The organism is Cryobacterium melibiosiphilum, assembly GCF_003602235.1.
GTDB lineage: Bacteria > Actinomycetota > Actinomycetes > Actinomycetales > Microbacteriaceae > Cryobacterium > Cryobacterium melibiosiphilum.
On sequence record NZ_QZVS01000088.1, the window covers coordinates 1 to 16005 of the forward strand.

A 16005-nucleotide genomic window follows, 5' to 3' on the forward strand; every position below is an offset into this window, starting at 1 on the left:
ACTCGACCCTGTCGTTGCGCGGTGGTACTTCGGCAGCCGGTCCGCTTCCAGCGCCCGATCCACCGTTCCCCGCGACACCCCGACGACTCTGCCGATCTCCCGTTTCGAGTGCTGCCCCGTTGAAAACAGCTGGCGTATCCTCGCCCAATCGTCCATATTGATCACCCTCCATAGTGGCTGGTGGCCCTATTTTCAAACGGCGATATTGGCCCTATTTTCGGTCGGCGTTAACACAGGTTCGTCCACTTCTTGGATCCGCCACGGAATCTGCCGATGACGAAGAACGCCGGCGTCTGGCGTGGGAAACGGCTCCGCCCGTATGGGGTCCCGCTTACGGACGGTTTGGTGAAGACCGCCGAGGTCACACGACCGGAAGGTATCCGGGCCTGTGCAGTCTCTCGGAAAATGGGCAGCAATTGGGCTTCACGTCAGCCTCGGACGTTCACGATCCCGGCCTGCGAACACGATTGGGGCTGATCCCGCGCAACACCAGAAGGGTCACCGAACCGGACAGGATCCAGGACCGTCTCCACCCAGCCTCTGTTCGGATCGCTGGCTATGTAGAACTCGCTCGTGGACCATTTTGTAAGCATGGCCTCCGCTGCAACTTGACGTTGGGCATCCTTCTCGGCCATCGACGTCAGATATTCGGATTCCCACGCGCACAGCCAGGTGTAGTGAGCGACGACGTTGCCAGCGCCTGATTGCATCATGCCCGCCGAGCTTGATCCCGAATCCAAGCCTTCTGGCACGCCAGTCGGATAGGCAGCCCCCGCAGGCAAAGGATCCTCCATCGCGTCGATCGCGGCCTGATACTCGAAGTACCCTGTGCCTGTGGTCACCCGGGCAGGACCTTGAGGAGTGTCGGTAACCACCGACGTCACCGTGCCGTCGACGCTGGCCTCTGGGGCAGGCGCGTCGCCAACGAGGCGCGGAACCAGCACGATGAGAAGTGTCGCCGCGGCACCTGCCGAGAGCATGAATACCAGGGTTCGGCGAGTAGGCCGCGATCGACCGCGTAATGACGATACTGACGAGGAGCCGTCAAGTTCTTGCCCAAGAATTTCGGCGGGCGATCCAAACCTCGAGAGCGACGCGGTCGCGTCCGCGTCCGGAGTGTCGACCTGGACCAGCTCGCGGAGATGGGCGCCGATCTCTTCCCGGAGTTCTGCCCGACGGGCCGTAGTGATCGACACGGCGGCCTCATCGAACTGCCGCAAGAACTGCGTCACAAACGGGTGATCTGCATCAGAAGTCATCGCGGTTCCCCTCTATCGTGATTCTTTGGAATAGTCGCCAGCAGCGACGTGACGGAGCCTGAGAATTTCTCCCAGTCCACGCTGCGACTCAGCCAACGCATTAGGGGATTCACTGCCGGAACGTTGTCGCTGTCCCATTCATGAGTGGATATGGGCAATGAGATTACGAAACCTCACCTCCAGATATGACGTTGCCGCCGGATGCCACAGCAGAGTATCAACGGTTCTCACGTGCGGAAGGAACCGCGGGGCTTTCGACCTCGTTTGGCACACGCCGGTCAAGAGACACTGCCGCGACCAAAGCTCCACAGGATACAGCGACGGCCGAGAGGCTGCCCGGCTGAATGAACACGCCCACAACGAACAGCAACATTGCCGCTATGTATCCGGCCGTGCGGAACCGAGGCCGCGACAAAAGCCCAGCAGTCAGGATGACGATAACGGCAGTGGCAAGCACGACCGTCACGGCGAGAAGAGGCTGAACCCAGTAATTGACACCGGGTGCCTGATCAAGAGGACGCGGGCTTGTCGCGTACCAGTTGGACCAGCTGAACATGGCAATGGGCAGGATTGAGATGCCTGCCATGAGCCGCGACTGCGTCCCCGCACGTTGCGGGTCGGCCGTGGCGACAGCGAGAGCGATCAGGAGAATCACGCCGTACACACCGTAGGTGGCCGCCCCAACGCCGATGTAGCCGATACCGTCCGCGCAATAGAACGAGCCGGGGTCGTCGCTGCCCATCTGGAGGAAACTGCATTGGAAGTGCAGGTCGTCACGTACCAGGGTCAGCAGGAAACCGCTCCCCGCCAGTACGGAGACGACGAAGCCGAGACTCAGACTCAGTATCGCGCTGCCCCTCGGACTCACGGCGTCCCGCTCATGAGGCCTTGCCCACTCCACTACGATTCATCCGCCCACCCTATTGTGCGGCTGGCATGACCTACAAAAGCACTGCGAATGCGCCCCCACTCGGAATCTGACGCTCTGAGGCGGGTGAGGTACACGGGGCCGGTCGTAGCTCGCAACCCGATCGCCCGTCTTTCAAGCTGACTCAGCTTTCGCGCACAGACGGATCCAGAACTCGTGGCGTCCCGTAGAGGGTTCTGCGACACAGCGTCGGCAAGCTCGGCCGCCGGCTGCTGTGCCTCTAAATCAATGCCGTTCGCCGTCCGGCTGTCGAAAGAGACCAGGAGTCTCTCAGCGCACTCCTCAGCCCACCTCGCGATGAGGCGTCGGTCAGCTTCGCTGAGTGATTGCGGGGGAAGGCGGGTCTTACTTGGTCGTGCGGCCTCGCCCCGGCCGTCTAAGACCGAACATAATCAGGATGATGCCAACGATGGCGAGGATGAGCCCAATGAAAAGCCACATCTTGCTGCCCGTCATGAAGCTTCCCGGGATCAGATTCATGCCCTGACCCGTCCAGATTCCACCAATGATCAGAGCCATCACGCCGACTGTGATCAACGTCATGCGTCCGATGCGACTAGTCATGTCTCCCAAAGTACTCTGACCGGGTCTATCGTCGTCCGGTAGAGGTCCGGCCTGGGGGACGCCTGAAGTAAGAATCGCGAGAGCTGTCGCCGTGAAGGCCGCCGTCGATCAGAATCCGTAGATCGTGGCGAGCTTTTCCGGCAGCAGCACTGGATGTGGAAGGTCGCGCAGACACTGACTGAAGCACCTCTTACTATTGACAGTCGATATATATCGATTGATAATCGATAGATGACCCTTGACAAACTTCGACCTTCGCCTGCATTGACCGTTGGGTCCTGGACGGCACTCGGCCTGCTGGCCGTCGTCATTCTTGTTGGCGGAATTCTCCTTTTTCCCGTTTCTGCATCCGTCGCTCGCGACAATCCTGAGTTTGCTGATCTGCGCACTCCACTGCTAGGGCTGGCCTTGGCCATCGTCGTCTGTGCAGAGACCGTGCTTGCCGTGACGGCGCTCTTGGTCGGGTATATCCTTCAGGACCGGATCTTCGATCGCGCCGCCGCACGAGCGGTCGACCTGCTGGTGCTGACGGTGCTCGTCGCGACGGTTCTGACAGCGGCTCTCCTGCCGTTCATTCCGGGCCCGCCGCCTTTGGCGCTCCTAATACTTGGGGGCGTCCTCGTCGGAATCGCGCTGACTCTCGTTCTCAGCGTTCTCCGGTCGCTGCTGCGCCGGGCGGTCCTCATGCGGGTCGAGCTCGACGAGGTCGTGTAGTGGCCGTACGGATCCTTGTCGATCGTCTGCTCGTGGAACGCGGCATGTCCGTCGGCGACTTCGCCGCAGCGATTGGCATCACCCCGGCAAACGTGGCGGTCCTCAAAAACGGGCGTGCTCGAGCCATCCGGTTTTCCACCCTCGATGCGATCTGCCGAGTCCTGCACTGCCAGCCCGGCGACATCCTGGCCTGGGATGACGAGAAGCCCGCCGCCTCGTGATTACGGAAGAGTCCCGTTCAGGGTTCCCCTGTGAACCCGGCGGCTGTCAGTTCTCAGTCGGCCTGCGGCCGTCTCTTTCAACGTGCGGCTTGACGCTCCTCGTGCGCAAGACCGCGGAAATAGCTGGTGAAGTAAAGGTAGCCTCCGCCGAACCCCACCATCGCGCCGATGGCGAGTAAACCGCCGCCCACACTGCGGGGCGCGACGCCGAACAGCAGATCGAGTGCGATCACGAACGCGCCAAGAGCCGCTAGGAAGAATCCCGTGGCTACTACTACCGGCCATAACGGCCGTCGTGCTGTCCGCGCCGGTCCGTCGTTTGCCATGGTCAAACCCTACTGGCGGACCAGCTCTCGACGGCAACCCACTCCGTGCAAACCCTCCAAGTGAAACCGAACCGTTCTGCAGTGAATCGAAAGTCCAGCGACGGATTCTGTATCAGTCAAGGTTGGTTATGAAACATCCAATCAGTGAAGAGGCGAATCGAGTTGCAAGGGTGGATGATGGTCACCGGCCTGCATGTATCCACGCCCAGGGTCACGAATCGATTCGGGAACGGGCGACTTTGGTAAGTGCTGCTAACGTCGAGGGCCTATGGGGCTCACACGAACGCGTCACCGCGACGTCATCGTCTTCATCACGATTGTGGGTTGCGCTCTCATCCTGGCGTATTTCGGACGGATCGCTTGGCTCTACATTGGCGCCACAGAGGGGGATGTGCCACCCGCCTCGTCGATCTCGCTCCCCGCGGGGAGCGAGATTTTAAGTGACACTTCCGTTTGTGCGTCAGGCGGTTGTTGGTCACTCTTTGAGGTGCGCCCGCCGGACGACTCGTCGCCGAGTCAGCTTGCTACGGAGCTCGGCACGACTCCACAAGCTCGCGTCTCAGGCTCCTTTCTAGACCCTCGAGCTATTCGGCTGTGTGCCGAGCCGAAGGGTGACTCGCTTCTCATCAGAGCTGACTATTGGTCGTCTGGATGCCTGCCGTGAGCGCATAGTTGCGCCGAGATCACAGGCGCCGACGGTCAACTCGATCAATGCCGGCTCCGTGAGCTTCAATTTCTGACTCCCGTCCGGCGTGTCTTCGGAGGGGTGCACTGCAAGGCCTGTCGCATCCGTCCCGTCGTCTGTGGCCTTTTCGGTTTCTTCTGGCCCGAGCTCGTGTTTCGCCCGCACGGATCCGGCACTCTCATTCATAATCGTTTTTCGGTTGCTGCGCCCCTGAGCCCGCAATGAAGCGAGTCCGTAGTACGTTCCAAAATGCCACCCAGCTGTTCAACGCCGGCTCGAAGAACTGGCGGCGGATTCTGTGCCCCCTGAAGGTTCGAGCCGAGAATCGTTCGGGGACCAGGCGGCAGCCTCTCACCACGACTGCCAGGGCGTCTGGCCAGCCCCGCAGGTCAGTCGCTTGTCCACATGCCATCGACGGTGTTCGCGTAAGACAGTTGTGCCACGTTATTGCTCCGGGCGTCGTCGTACTCGAGGACGACCCAGTCTGACTGATGGCCATCTGCGCCGAGTGTCTTGTTGAACTTCGCCGCAACGTCTCGGTCCGCGAACTTGTACACCGAAACCTCCTCTGATCGCAGCGCCTGGATGCAGCCGACCTTAGGACATACATCCTCTGTGACGTACGCCGCGTTGGTGACGGGAAGCCCCGGAAGGCTCTCAAACCCCGCCAACACCTCATCGATCGTCATCGCTGACCTTGGTTCAATTAGACCCTGGATACCGCCACGCAGCGGGTTGCCGCCGAACAGATAGAACACCGCCGCTATAGCGACCACCATGAGACCCGCGACAACCACGATGAGACGTTTAGACATGACCGCAGCTTATCCAGCACGCTTCACCGCAACCGCCGGCATTCAACGAATCGGGCGGGACTGCCCGAAGCCGATGTGTCGTCCCAGCCTTGGAATCAGCGTGATGCTCACCACAGGTGAGCGCTTCAGCTACGGCGGTGAGCTGCCCCACAAGGTCGCCATTGAGGGTTCCCCTATGACACAACTCCGGCGCATTCGACCGCCAGGTGGTTTGGCCTCAGATCTGCAGCGCTCGACGTCCCCTTTACGGTCACGTGGTGTTGCATGTCGCGCTGGCCGGTTGTGGCGAGTTCCACGGTTTGTCGAGGCGGGCCTGAATGGAGATCCGCTCACACGTGCTCGCAGGGCGATGCCGTCCAAGATGATGAAGAGCACGACGTGGCCTCTACAGCCCGCCCCTGGTTCAAAAGACCTTGTCGATGGACGATCACAGCGAGTCGTCACCGAAACTACCGACAATTCACAGATAAAGACGATATCGTACTGTTATTGCTTTGCGGCCTCATCTCCGCGCGCGACTCCATATTCCGCATCCTCAGGGCTGTGCAGCACACGACAGGACAAGGCACTGTGATCGACGCGAAGACTTTTGACTTTCTCCATGACATCACCGAAAACAACACCAAGGAGTGGTTCGAGGAAAACCGGGATGCCTACAACAACGTCCTTGCGAACCTCGCCGAGGTCTCCCAGGCTCTGATTACCGGGTTCGACAAGGAGGACGCAGGTTTCGCTGCTGCGAATCCCGACCCCCGGCGGACGATTTCTCGCATCCACCGGGATATGCGCTTCGCGAAACCGGGCAAACCTCGATTCAAGTCGGACTTCTTCCTCGCGTTCAAGGCCCCGGCGGCCGCCCCAGCCATCGCCGGGTACTACCTGCACGTCGAGCCAGGCAACGTGTACTCCGGTGGCGGTGCCTTCACTCCGCAGCGGCCGGAACTGACTCGCATCCGCAAGCGGATGGCCGGTTCCTACGAAAAGTGGCTTGCCGTCGTGGAGTCGGAACCGATGACACGCATGTTCCCGCACGGGTTGACCAGCCCGGGAAATTTGAAGATCGCGCCCCAGGGCTACGACCCTGACGACCCGGCGATCGAGTACCTGCGGATGAAGGGGTATTGCGCGAACCGGCCGATGACGATGGCACGCGTCGAGGAATCCGAGTCGATGTCCGACATCGTCGAGACGTTCAGCACAGTCCGTCCGCTGGTGGACTACCTGAATGAGGCCGCTCGGTGATCGTTCGGTCAATCCGATATCGTGGCCAACGATGACATTTCCTCCCCAGCCCGACCCGCCGCGGCGCGGTCGACCTCGCGCCGATCAAGTGGGAGAGGTCGAAAAGCGCATCCTTGACGCCGCGACCACCCTCATTCTCACCCAGGGATATGCGAAAACCACCGTCGACCAGGTCGCCGCCGCGGCCCGGACGGGAAAGACAACCCTGTACGGGCGGTTCCCGACCAAGCCGGACCTGTTCGCCGCTGTCATTCGCCGCTCCACCGCGGAATTCGCCCGCGCGGTCACGGTCGGTGAATCTGAGGGGTCCGCTGAGGAGCGTCTCGTGAAGGCCGGTCTCGAATTGGCTGATGTGACCCTGACCCGGTTCTGCATTGACCTGATGCTCGTCACTGCGGCCGAGTCCGACGCGTTCCCGGAACTAGCGGTCGAAGTCGGCCGCGTCGGGTTCAGTCAATGCGCCGCTGCGATCGCCGCATGCCTGGCCGAGATCACGACGTTAGGCACGCTCGAGGCGGCAACGCCGCTGGGGGAGCGATTCGTTCAGATGGCCCTGCATCCGTTGTATATGCGGGCATTCTACGGCGAAGACCTCGCCGGCCTCCGCGAGCAGGCCCGCATCGACGTCGCCCTCGTCGCCCGAATGTTCTTCGCCTCCCTCGTCACTGCCGCTGACCTGCTGCATGTTCCTTCCGGGGCTGACGCCTGACCACCACCCTCACCCGCAACAGCACGAGGAGCACCTGTGCAAACCGTTGTTGTTTCGACGCGGTCCGCTGCGGCAGATCCGGATGCGCCCCAACTGTTCGCCCGGTCCGCTCCGGAGTCCGTCCACGCCGGATTTCCCTCGCCCGCCACGGGCTACTACAACGGTCCTGTCGATTTGAACCGCCACTTGATGACGGATCCGACGGCGACATTCATCATTCGAGTCAGCGGCGACAGCATGATCGGCGCCGGCATCTGGGACGGTGACGAGGTCATCGTCGACCGGTCGATGAATGCCCGTGACGGGAGCGTCGTCGTCGCCATGGTCGACACCGAGCTCACGATCAAACGTCTCCGACTCGGTGTCGATGGCGCCGTGCGCCTGGTCCCGGAGAATGCGTCCTACCCGGAGATCGTGCTGGAGGAGATGAGCGAGCTGGTCATCTGGGGAGTTGTCACGAGGTGCCTGCACCGCCTGTAATGCCTCGGATCTTGCGCCGGCCCCTCGCCGCGGACGACCACCCACAGGCGCGAATCGGCCACCGTAACGGCCAACTAGTGCGGCCCCGATCTGCCAGCAGTCTCCCAGCCACAAACAGGACTACTTCGTACGATTAATGTTAGGCTCATTGTTATCGCCTGGTTCGTCGCGCTGTTGACGGCCGGTTCTTGTCGCTTCGTCGCGACCGTCCACCTCACTCATCGAGCTGCGGCCATCCTTGCGCCCGCAGTCTCTTCAACGTACCCGTCAGGAACCCCCATGTCCCAAATTCGTGTCGCACGCCTCGTCATTGCCGGGGAACCGCTCGTCCTCGGCGTCGCCGACAAGCCCACTCCCGGTCCGAACGATGTTCTGGTGAAAGTCGCTGCTGCGGGCCTTGTCCCGAACGCGTACAGCATCATCACCGCTGTCGGCGCCCCCGTCCCGACCTTGCCTGCGGTGTTCGGTCTTGACGTCTCCGGCGTCATCGAAGCCGTCGGCGAGAATGTCTTGATCCTCAAGGCCGGTGACCGGGTCTACGTCGATCCGCATATGACCTGCGGCACCTGCACCAGCTGCCGCCGGGGACGCGAGGACATCTGCCGCTACAACAGCCTCCGCGGCTACGTCGCCCTCACCCCCGAAGGTGGCGAACTGCTCAACCAGAACCCCCTCGGCGGTCTGTCCGAATACGTGATCGCCCCCGACACCCGCATCGCCAAGCTGCCCGACACCGTTGACCTGCGCACCGCTGCCCGGTTGGGCTACATCGGCACCTCCTACGCAGGGTTGAAGAAAGCGGGAGTCGGCGCGGGCAAGACGGTGCTGATCAACGGAGTCACCGGCACCCTCGGCCTCGCGGCCGTGGCGATCGCTCTCGGCATGGGCGCCACCACGATCCTCGGCATCGGCCGCAACCGCGACGTGATGCGCCGCATCGAGCAGCTCGCACCGGATCGGATCAGCACCCGCAGCTCCGAAGACAACATCGACCTCGTCGCCTGGGTCCAAGAATCCACCGGCGGAGACGGTGTCGACGCTCTCTTCGACTGCCTCGGCAACGGCGGCGACAGCAACAGCACCAACACGCTGCTGGCCGCCATCACTAAGGGGGGCCGTGCCGTCTTGGCCGCCGGTGGCGTCGACGGTCAGATCTCGCAGTCCTACTGGGACATCCTCACCCGCGATGTCGCCGTCGTCGGCTCACAGTGGTTCACTTCCACCGAGATCGACGAACTGATCACTTTGATCGGAGCCGGTGTCATCGACCTGTCCTTCCTGGAGCACCGCAGCTACCCCTTGGACGAAGTTAACGACGCGTTCGCGTTCGTTGGCGACCGACCCGGCGGCTTCGTCAACGTCGTCGTTCATCCCGGCGACACCGCCACCGACGTCTAACAGGGCAGGCGGTAATCCTGATGCACGACCAGGCAACCATCACGCGTGTGTACGAGGTCTTGAAGGACACTTACCCGACCTTTGACGAGGGTGACGACGAGTGGATGACCAGTGGGATGTCCGACACTCCTTTTCGGGTCATCGTCGCCACCGCCTTGTCGACGGTCACCCACTCCAAACGGGTAATCCGCGCCTGCACTGCGTTGTTTGCTGAAGTGTCCACGTTCGAAGGTATTCTCGCGCTCACCGACGATGAGCTGCGTGAACTCATTCGCCCGGTGGCCCACTACAACATGAAGACCCTCTCGTTGAAGAAGATGAGCCAGCAGATCATGGACCGCCACGATGGTCAGATTCCCAACACTCACGATGAGTTGATGGCGTTGGCCGGCATCGGGCGCAAATGCACCGACATCGTCATGACCACCCTCTTCGACGAATCCAGCGTCGCCGTCGACACCCATGTTCACCGCGCCGTCAACCGCCTCGGAATCGTGCACACCACGACCCACGTCGCTACCGCCGACGCCCTGAACCGCATCACGCCGTTTGAGTACAAACGTCACGCGCACGAATGGCTCATCCAGCACGGGGGCAAAGTCTGTGTCGCCGGGACACCCAAGTGCGGCGCCTGCCCGCTGACCGACTACTGCGATTACTTCCAAAAGACACGCCAGTCGGTCCACGGTGCAACAGCACAGCCCGAACTTCCCACGAAACCTAGGACAAAGAAATGACTGACATGAACGTCGCGCGCATGGTTGCCATCGGCAAGCCGCTGGAGGTGGGGACCGCTGAGATTCCAACCCCGGGCAAAAATGAGGTGCGGGTGAAGGTCGCGGCCTGTGGCCTGGTCCCGAACTCTTTCAACGTCGTCAACGGCTACACGCCGTTCGCGCTCCCCGACATGCCCTACATCTTCGGCCTCGACACCGCGGGCACCATCGATGCGTTGGGTGACGACGTCCTCAACCTCAAAGTCGGCGACCGCGTCTGGATCGATCCCGTCTTCGTCTGCGGGACATGCGAGACCTGCCGCAGCGGACGCGGTGTCTGCCCGTTCGCAACGATGCGCGGCTACATGGGTACCAGCCCGCAGTCGAAAGAGATCATCAACCAGTGGCGCGACGGCGGCTTTGCTGAATACACCCTTACTCCCGCCGACAAGATCGCCCTCCTCCCCGACACCCTGGACTACCTCACCGCTTCCCGCCTCGGCTACATCGGCACCTCCTACAACGGCCTGATGACGGCAGAGTTCACCCCGGGGCAGACCCTGCTCATCAACGGTGTCACCGGAACCCTCGGGATGGCCGCCGTCGCCATCGCCCTCGGCCTCGGCGCCACCAAAATTCTCGGCATCGGACGAAACAAAGACCGACTCGAAATCGTCAAGCAGCTCGCCCCCAGCCGCATCGAGATCCTCTCCACCCAAGACGACGTCAACCCCACCGACTGGGTACACGCCCACACCAACGGCGTCGGCGTCGATGTCTTCTACGACTGCCTGGGCGTGGGCGGCGACGCCAACAGCACCAACGACCTCATCAAGACCGTCAAGCCGTCCGGCCGGACCGCCCTGGCCGCAGGCGGCGCCGTCGGTGACATTACCCAGAGCTACTCGGAAGCGATGGCTCACAGCGCCCCCATCCTCGGAACCGGCTTTCCCACCCGCCCGCAGATGTACAACCTGCTCAAGCTCCTTGAAAGTGGCGTCGTCGATTTCTCCTTCCTCACTCACAAAACCTTCACCCTCGACGAGGTCAACGACGCACTCGAGTACGTCGGCGATCGTCCCGGCGGAAACATCACTGTGTCTGTTCTGCCCAACGGTCCCTTGGTTTAGTCCTACGACCTCCTGCTCGGAGTTAAGGCTGCGGGACAGCTGTTTCAGCTGTCCCGCAGAGGGTTCCCCTGCGACACAGCACCGGTGAACTCGGTCGCCGGGCGAGTCAGGCCCCAGATCTGTCGCGGTGGCCGTCCCACCTGCGGGATTGACGACGAGAGGCGATTTGGAGGTCAGGGACAGACAGGCGTGAACGTCCGTGAGTCGTTCGGCGCCGAGCACTTCAGAACAGCCGTGTCGCCTGAATCGATACTCCGCGCGAACAGGATCGAGGCGACAGTCAAGACCAACAAGACGAGGACAATGACGCTCTTTGCGATCGCTGGGCTCAGAAACCGGACGCCCTCTGGGTAGGCATCCTTCGATAGCTCGCGTCGAAGCGCGTTGGTGCCGACAAAGGCGAGCCCGGCTGTCCCACAGACTCCGAGAAGACCAAGCAGGAAGGTCCTCGTCACGCTGAAGCCGCCGCTGAAGCTGATTGCTCCGTACCCAGCGATTGCCATCAGCACGAGGACGACGTAGGACAGTCGGACGAGCCAACTTTCTGGTGACCGCACGAACGACATGAGGATCACGGCTGTCAGCGGTGCGAGCATCAACCCGCCGAAGAATACGGCGGGCATGACCCTGACGTCGGGACCTGGGCACGGGGCCACGAGAGCGCACGCCGTGGGTAAGTCTTGTGCCATCCAGAAGACCACCCAAGCGACGGCCACGATGGCCACCGCTGGAAGCACCACACCCAGACGGTTTCTCGTCTTTATGTCGGAAGGCATGTCATGAGTGTCCCATTGCCACGCGTGAATCACGGATACAGAAGCGTTCCGATGACTACTCGTTACCTGTCAGAGTTAACGCCATGGGTCTCGAATGACGTTCCTGTTGCGGGATCACTTATCGGGATTCGTATATCTCGCGTCGATATCCAAGGCGGAGGACGAGCACGATCAACAGGTCGTCATGAATCTCGTAAATGATGCGGTAGTCACCCGTTCGGACCCGCCATTCGCCAGAGCCTCCAACGAGTTGGATCGCCTTGGGTGGCCGCGGATCGTCTGCCAAGAGGTCGATAGCTGCTTGAACTCGACGTCGAACCTGCGGAGCGAACTTTCGCAGTTGGCGTTCAGCGGCCGGTGCGATCTCCACCGAGTACGTCATACGAGGCCGAGGTCTGTCTTCACCTGTTCCCAAGGAATCGGTTCGCTTTTCGTGCGACGCATCTCTTCACGGGATTCCTCAGCGGCACGAATATCGGCCATGTCTTCGGCCAATTCAATGAGACGCTCCAAATCGTCGACGTCGATAACAGCCGCAACTCGCCGCCCGCGGCGAGACAAGAAGACCGGCTCGTGCTCGTTGCGAGCCCGGTCGATGATCGATGCGAGCTGGTCGCGTGCATCAGAGACGCTGACGGGGACCGTGGATGACATGTTTCAAGCGTACATTCCACGCCCCAGATGTACAATAGATCCTCAAATGTACAAATGGCCTCTCGCGCAGGCTTCCCGTTGCCGGACCAGCCCGTCCGGCAACGAGACAGCGGTTATGGGACCCGTTCAATGGCCTGATTCGAACTGACCTTGAATGGTTCGGTAAACGGTCGACCGCGCGACGTTGAAGAGCTCCGTCAGTTCCGCGCTGGAGTGAAGGCCGGCAGTGTGGACTTCGATCAAGTGTTTCTGTTGCGCCGCAGACAGCTTGGGCTGCTACCGCGAAGCCGTCCTTTCGCCGTGGCCACCTGCATTCCCTCCCGCGTTCTGGCGCGAATCAGATCCGACTCGAATTCGGCGACCATCGCCCGGACGTTGAAGAGGAGGCGCCCGACCGGGTCGTTCGGATCATGCACCGCTCCGCCGATGCTGAGTTTGACGTCTTTGACCGTCAGCTCGTCGATGATGTCTTTCGCATCTCGGAGTGATCGTGCGAGTCTGTCGAGTTTGGCGACGACGAGGGTGTCTCCGGCACGGCAGGCGGCCAGCGCTTCGCGAAGCCCGGGTCGGGCCCGGTTCGTTCCGGTCAGACCGTGATCGGTGTAGATCAGTGACGATCTAACGCCCAGTCGTTCCAGGGCGTTTTGTTGGGCGTTGAGATCTTGTTCCTCTGTGGAAACGCGTGCGTATCCAATTAGGCATCCATCCATGGCGAAACCATCCCGCTGTGCTGTGAACGGGTCAATAACCGTCGCAGTGTGGGTCCGGCTTACGAACGCTGGTGGCTCGCTGTGATCGCCGAGCGGCGATGTTGGCCTCCGCGAGACGACAGGGTCGAGGTAGATAAGGTTCCCATTTGTATCGCCTTGAACCTTTCGGCCGCCGTCGCCACCAGGGTCGTTGACGCAACTCGGCCTGCGCGTGGGCGAGCAGGAGTTGAGTCTCGCGAAGAAGTTCTATCGACGTCTCTGGAATTTCTCGGGACGCATCCGTCGCCGCCTCTGCCTTCTCTGCCGCACGGCGGGGCAGGAGAAATTCGGTAAGAAGCGTTGCTGCGGCGCCGAGCAAGACGCCTGACAGCACCAGTAGGAATTGCGCCAGAGATCGCATCTCGGGAACGGTCCAACGGACGACGAAGCCGTAAGCGATTGCGGGGAGGCGAGCTATCCGCTGATCCAGGTTGTCAGCCACCCACGGACCCTCGGGACGAAGGGAGAATTGCACGACCGCGACCCTTCCGATGTCGTTTAAGGGGACAAAGATCGTTTGCTCGTCGGGGGGGGGTCTGCGATGCCGTTCTGCGGTTGAGTGGAGCCCTCGTGAGGGCACAGGCCAGACCCTCCCTCCTGCCGGAGGAGGGCAGGTGACGGGGTGGTGGGAGCAAGCGCTTACTTGACGGCTCTCCGAAATCCGCGCAGGATGCGTCCATGGGCGAGTCGCACGAGGAAATGCTTCGTCACTACGAGCCGGGCGGACTTCTGCCGCGAATCGTGGCGGGGTTGCAAGCTCTCGGCAAGGACCTGGACTCGGTCACGCACGAAGATCTCGCGCCGGCCGACGAGTTTCACTCCGCGGGACGTTCGGCCACGCGCGCATTGGTGGAGCTTGCAAAGATTCCGCCAGGATCGCGAGTGCTCGACGTGGGCAGCGGGTTGGGCGGCCCGGCGCGATACCTCGCCGCAACCTTGGGTTGCGACGTGACAGGCATCGATCTCTCGCCTGAATTCTGCGGGGTGGCCAACGCCCTTTCTCGGATGACGCGGTTGTCCGATCGCACCCGCTTTCAGGCGGGTGATGCCCTGGAGCTTCCGTTCGCCGCGTCCAGCTTCGACGTGGTGTGGACGATACAAATGCAGATGAACATCCGGGACAAGCGCCGCCTGTATTCCGGAGTCGCCCGAGTACTCAGGCTGGGCGGGCTGTTCGTCTGCCAGGAAATCTGCGCGGGGAACGGCGAGCCGATTGAGCTTCCGGTCCCATGGGCGAGCCGCCCCAACCAGAGCCATCTGGCCGATGCGGAATCCCTCCGCGGGTTGATCCGCGGTGCAGGTCTCCTGGAGCGTATCTGGCGCGACATTACCGCCGACATCGTGGCGGCGCGCAAGGCACAGCAGGCGAAGGCGCAAGCGTCGAGTGCGAGCGGCTCCAGCGCCCCTCCTCCGCTTGGAATGCATCTCGTGCTGGGAGAACAGGCAGTCGTCAAGATTAGTAACTCCGGGCGCAACACCGACGCCGGGCGCACGGTGTTCATCCAGGGCGTATTCGACAAGCCTGACTAGTGGTCCGATCCGCTGATCCCGCTGGAAAACTTTGTCGAGAGCACGGGCGCGGCGAATCTCCCTTGATCGTCCCCCTTTCAGGCACTGAGCGTGTGTTGAGCACCGGCACGCGAGATCCGACGCGCGCGGTCATAGAGGTGAGTAGAGTCCACCTCGCCCCTGCTACAGCGTAAGCGGCGACTGCATCGGGGGCTGAGTTCCCGGGCCGCTGGAGAGGTTAACGGCGTGCAGGTCGTCAGGCCTGGGGCTGAGCAACGCGAGCGATTGAAGCCATTGTGCTCTCGCACCGGTCGAGACCGTGCTCAGCCGCCGTTCTTCTTCTTGTTTTGTAGCTGCAGTCCGCCAGCAGGTCGGGTTTCGATGAGGAAGAGTTCCGTCGCTCGAACTAGGTCGGACAGTTTTGTGTAGCCCCAGTTTCGTGAGTCGAAGTCGGGCTGTTGCTTGCGCATTAGCTGGCCGACCGTGGCAAGGTTCGACCATCCGTCCTCTCCTGATGCGGTGGTGACACTTATCCGAAGCCCCGAGATGAGCTTCGTGTCGCTGCGCAGCTTCGGGGGCGAAACGCGCGTGAGCGCCGTAGCCGCACTCTCCCCTTCAGCCTCTTCGAGCACGTCGAGATAGGTGAATAGATCGCACGCATTGCGGAACGCGGCGGGCGTCTTCCGCTCTCCGAAGCCGTAGACGATAACGCCTTCCTCGCGGATACGGGACGCGAGACGCGTGAAGTCGCTGTCGGATGACACTATGCAGAATCCGCGGAAACGACGGGTGTATAGCAGGTCCATGGCATCGATGATGAGTGCACTGTCGGTAGCGTTCTTGCCGATCGTGTTCGCAAATTGCTGCATCGGCTGAATCACGTGCTCGCTCGCGACTGGCTTCCAACTGCCTAAGTTCGGCTTGGTCCAATCGCCGTAGACCCGCTTGACCGAGGCCGTGCCGAAACGTGCGACCTCGGCGAGAACTGCGCCGATCTTTGCAGGCGGCACGTTGTCAGCGTCGACAAGCACGGCAAGGAGATCATTCGGCTGCACCATGTGACAAGCATGGCAGGCAGCACCCAACAATTGGTCCCGCCCGCTCGGGGTTCCCTTTTCGGGCCTCGCGTC

18 protein-coding genes and 2 pseudogenes are annotated in these 16005 nt (G+C 61.7%); 9 read left to right on the top strand and 11 right to left on the bottom strand.

The window, feature by feature from the left end:
* The 4 genes and pseudogenes from D6T64_RS13365 to D6T64_RS13380 all read right to left on the bottom strand — a co-directional run.
* Nucleotides 1–156: pseudogene (locus D6T64_RS13365) on the bottom strand (IS21 family transposase); the annotation flags it as partial.
* A gap of 272 nt (nucleotides 157–428) precedes the next feature.
* Nucleotides 429–1259, bottom strand: coding sequence for a hypothetical protein (locus D6T64_RS13370; protein ID WP_119975186.1), 831 nt, complete (start codon nucleotides 1257–1259; stop codon nucleotides 429–431).
* Nucleotides 1260–1476: 217 nt separating this feature from the next.
* Complete coding sequence (locus tag D6T64_RS13375; RefSeq protein WP_147364561.1) at nucleotides 1477–2127, bottom strand: hypothetical protein; 651 nt, start codon at nucleotides 2125–2127, stop codon at nucleotides 1477–1479.
* Between the two features lie 405 nt (nucleotides 2128–2532).
* Nucleotides 2533–2730 carry a hypothetical protein gene (locus tag D6T64_RS13380; RefSeq protein ID WP_119975188.1) on the bottom strand — a complete coding sequence of 66 codons (198 nt, stop codon included), beginning with the start codon at nucleotides 2728–2730 and terminating at the stop codon, nucleotides 2533–2535.
* A 252-nt stretch (nucleotides 2731–2982) separates the two neighbouring features.
* Here D6T64_RS13380 and D6T64_RS13385 point away from each other — a divergent pair, with 252 nt between their 5' ends.
* On the top strand, nucleotides 2983–3465 hold the full coding sequence (locus D6T64_RS13385; RefSeq protein WP_119975189.1) for a DUF2975 domain-containing protein: 483 nt from the start codon (nucleotides 2983–2985) through the stop codon (nucleotides 3463–3465).
* Nucleotides 3465–3686 carry a helix-turn-helix domain-containing protein gene (locus tag D6T64_RS13390; RefSeq protein ID WP_119975190.1) on the top strand — a complete coding sequence of 74 codons (222 nt, stop codon included), beginning with the start codon at nucleotides 3465–3467 and terminating at the stop codon, nucleotides 3684–3686. The genes D6T64_RS13385 and D6T64_RS13390 overlap by 1 nt, the downstream gene beginning before the upstream one ends.
* 77 nt (nucleotides 3687–3763) lie before the next feature.
* Here D6T64_RS13390 and D6T64_RS22675 read toward each other — a convergent pair whose 3' ends face one another.
* Both D6T64_RS22675 and D6T64_RS13395 read right to left on the bottom strand, forming a co-directional pair.
* Entirely contained in the window at nucleotides 3764–3919 is a 156-nt protein-coding gene (locus tag D6T64_RS22675; RefSeq protein ID WP_158594888.1) for a hypothetical protein, read from the bottom strand.
* A gap of 1167 nt (nucleotides 3920–5086) precedes the next feature.
* A complete protein-coding gene (locus tag D6T64_RS13395; protein WP_119975191.1) occupies nucleotides 5087–5512 on the bottom strand; it encodes a hypothetical protein in 426 nt (141 codons plus the stop codon).
* Between the two features lie 570 nt (nucleotides 5513–6082).
* Between D6T64_RS13395 and D6T64_RS13400 the strand changes: the two genes are divergently transcribed.
* The 6 genes from D6T64_RS13400 (at nucleotide 6083) to D6T64_RS13425 (ending at nucleotide 11187) form a co-directional block, all read left to right on the top strand.
* Complete coding sequence (locus D6T64_RS13400; protein ID WP_158594889.1) at nucleotides 6083–6754, top strand: DUF2461 domain-containing protein; 672 nt, start codon at nucleotides 6083–6085, stop codon at nucleotides 6752–6754.
* A 31-nt stretch (nucleotides 6755–6785) separates the two neighbouring features.
* On the top strand, nucleotides 6786–7463 hold the full coding sequence (locus tag D6T64_RS13405; protein WP_158594890.1) for a TetR/AcrR family transcriptional regulator: 678 nt from the start codon (nucleotides 6786–6788) through the stop codon (nucleotides 7461–7463).
* 36 nt (nucleotides 7464–7499) lie between these two features.
* Entirely contained in the window at nucleotides 7500–7943 is a 444-nt protein-coding gene (locus tag D6T64_RS13410) for a LexA family protein (RefSeq protein WP_325049800.1), read from the top strand.
* 279 nt (nucleotides 7944–8222) lie between these two features.
* Nucleotides 8223–9341 (top strand): alcohol dehydrogenase catalytic domain-containing protein, encoded by a 1119-nt coding sequence (locus D6T64_RS13415; protein ID WP_119975195.1) that lies wholly within the window; start codon nucleotides 8223–8225, stop codon nucleotides 9339–9341.
* A gap of 20 nt (nucleotides 9342–9361) precedes the next feature.
* Nucleotides 9362–10078: an endonuclease III domain-containing protein gene (locus tag D6T64_RS13420; protein ID WP_199719162.1), complete on the top strand. Its 717-nt coding sequence runs from the start codon at nucleotides 9362–9364 to the stop codon at nucleotides 10076–10078.
* Complete coding sequence (locus D6T64_RS13425; RefSeq protein ID WP_119975197.1) at nucleotides 10075–11187, top strand: zinc-dependent alcohol dehydrogenase; 1113 nt, start codon at nucleotides 10075–10077, stop codon at nucleotides 11185–11187. The genes D6T64_RS13420 and D6T64_RS13425 overlap by 4 nt, the downstream gene beginning before the upstream one ends.
* Before the next feature lie 173 nt (nucleotides 11188–11360).
* Here the strand turns inward: D6T64_RS13425 and D6T64_RS13430 are convergent, their stop codons facing one another.
* From D6T64_RS13430 to D6T64_RS13445, 4 genes and pseudogenes are all read right to left on the bottom strand, one after another.
* Entirely contained in the window at nucleotides 11361–11963 is a 603-nt protein-coding gene (locus tag D6T64_RS13430; protein ID WP_147364562.1) for a hypothetical protein, read from the bottom strand.
* Between the two features lie 118 nt (nucleotides 11964–12081).
* Complete coding sequence (locus D6T64_RS13435; RefSeq protein WP_119975199.1) at nucleotides 12082–12345, bottom strand: type II toxin-antitoxin system RelE family toxin; 264 nt, start codon at nucleotides 12343–12345, stop codon at nucleotides 12082–12084.
* On the bottom strand, nucleotides 12342–12617 hold the full coding sequence (locus D6T64_RS13440; RefSeq protein WP_119975200.1) for a type II toxin-antitoxin system Phd/YefM family antitoxin: 276 nt from the start codon (nucleotides 12615–12617) through the stop codon (nucleotides 12342–12344). Before D6T64_RS13440 ends, D6T64_RS13435 begins: the two co-directional genes overlap by 4 nt.
* A gap of 126 nt (nucleotides 12618–12743) precedes the next feature.
* Nucleotides 12744–13327, bottom strand: a pseudogene (locus D6T64_RS13445) (recombinase family protein).
* A gap of 717 nt (nucleotides 13328–14044) precedes the next feature.
* Here D6T64_RS13445 and D6T64_RS13450 point away from each other — a divergent pair.
* Nucleotides 14045–14896, top strand: coding sequence for an SAM-dependent methyltransferase (locus tag D6T64_RS13450; RefSeq protein WP_119975201.1), 852 nt, complete (start codon nucleotides 14045–14047; stop codon nucleotides 14894–14896).
* 302 nt (nucleotides 14897–15198) lie between these two features.
* Here the strand turns inward: D6T64_RS13450 and D6T64_RS13455 are convergent, their stop codons facing one another.
* Nucleotides 15199–15933 carry an NYN domain-containing protein gene (locus tag D6T64_RS13455; protein WP_119975202.1) on the bottom strand — a complete coding sequence of 245 codons (735 nt, stop codon included), beginning with the start codon at nucleotides 15931–15933 and terminating at the stop codon, nucleotides 15199–15201.
* Nucleotides 15934–16005: the final 72 nt, after the last annotated feature.

Bases quoted from the DNA above. Each gene is read 5' to 3' on its own strand.
- D6T64_RS13370 (WP_119975186.1), bottom strand. From the start codon at position 1,259: ATGACTTCTGATGCAGATCACCCGTTTGTGACGCAGTTCTTGCGGCAG.
- D6T64_RS13380 (WP_119975188.1), bottom strand. From the start codon at position 2,730: ATGACGTTGATCACAGTCGGCGTGATGGCTCTGATCATTGGTGGAATC.
- D6T64_RS13385 (WP_119975189.1), top strand. From the start codon at position 2,983: ATGACCCTTGACAAACTTCGACCTTCGCCTGCATTGACCGTTGGGTCC.
- D6T64_RS13395 (WP_119975191.1), bottom strand. From the start codon at position 5,512: ATGTCTAAACGTCTCATCGTGGTTGTCGCGGGTCTCATGGTGGTCGCT.
- D6T64_RS13405 (WP_158594890.1), top strand. From the start codon at position 6,786: ATGACATTTCCTCCCCAGCCCGACCCGCCGCGGCGCGGTCGACCTCGC.
- D6T64_RS13415 (WP_119975195.1), top strand. From the start codon at position 8,223: ATGTCCCAAATTCGTGTCGCACGCCTCGTCATTGCCGGGGAACCGCTC.
- D6T64_RS13420 (WP_199719162.1), top strand. From the start codon at position 9,362: ATGCACGACCAGGCAACCATCACGCGTGTGTACGAGGTCTTGAAGGAC.
- D6T64_RS13425 (WP_119975197.1), top strand. From the start codon at position 10,075: ATGACTGACATGAACGTCGCGCGCATGGTTGCCATCGGCAAGCCGCTG.
- D6T64_RS13430 (WP_147364562.1), bottom strand. From the start codon at position 11,963: ATGCCTTCCGACATAAAGACGAGAAACCGTCTGGGTGTGGTGCTTCCA.
- D6T64_RS13435 (WP_119975199.1), bottom strand. From the start codon at position 12,345: ATGACGTACTCGGTGGAGATCGCACCGGCCGCTGAACGCCAACTGCGA.
- D6T64_RS13440 (WP_119975200.1), bottom strand. From the start codon at position 12,617: ATGTCATCCACGGTCCCCGTCAGCGTCTCTGATGCACGCGACCAGCTC.
- D6T64_RS13450 (WP_119975201.1), top strand. From the start codon at position 14,045: ATGGGCGAGTCGCACGAGGAAATGCTTCGTCACTACGAGCCGGGCGGA.
- D6T64_RS13455 (WP_119975202.1), bottom strand. From the start codon at position 15,933: ATGGTGCAGCCGAATGATCTCCTTGCCGTGCTTGTCGACGCTGACAAC.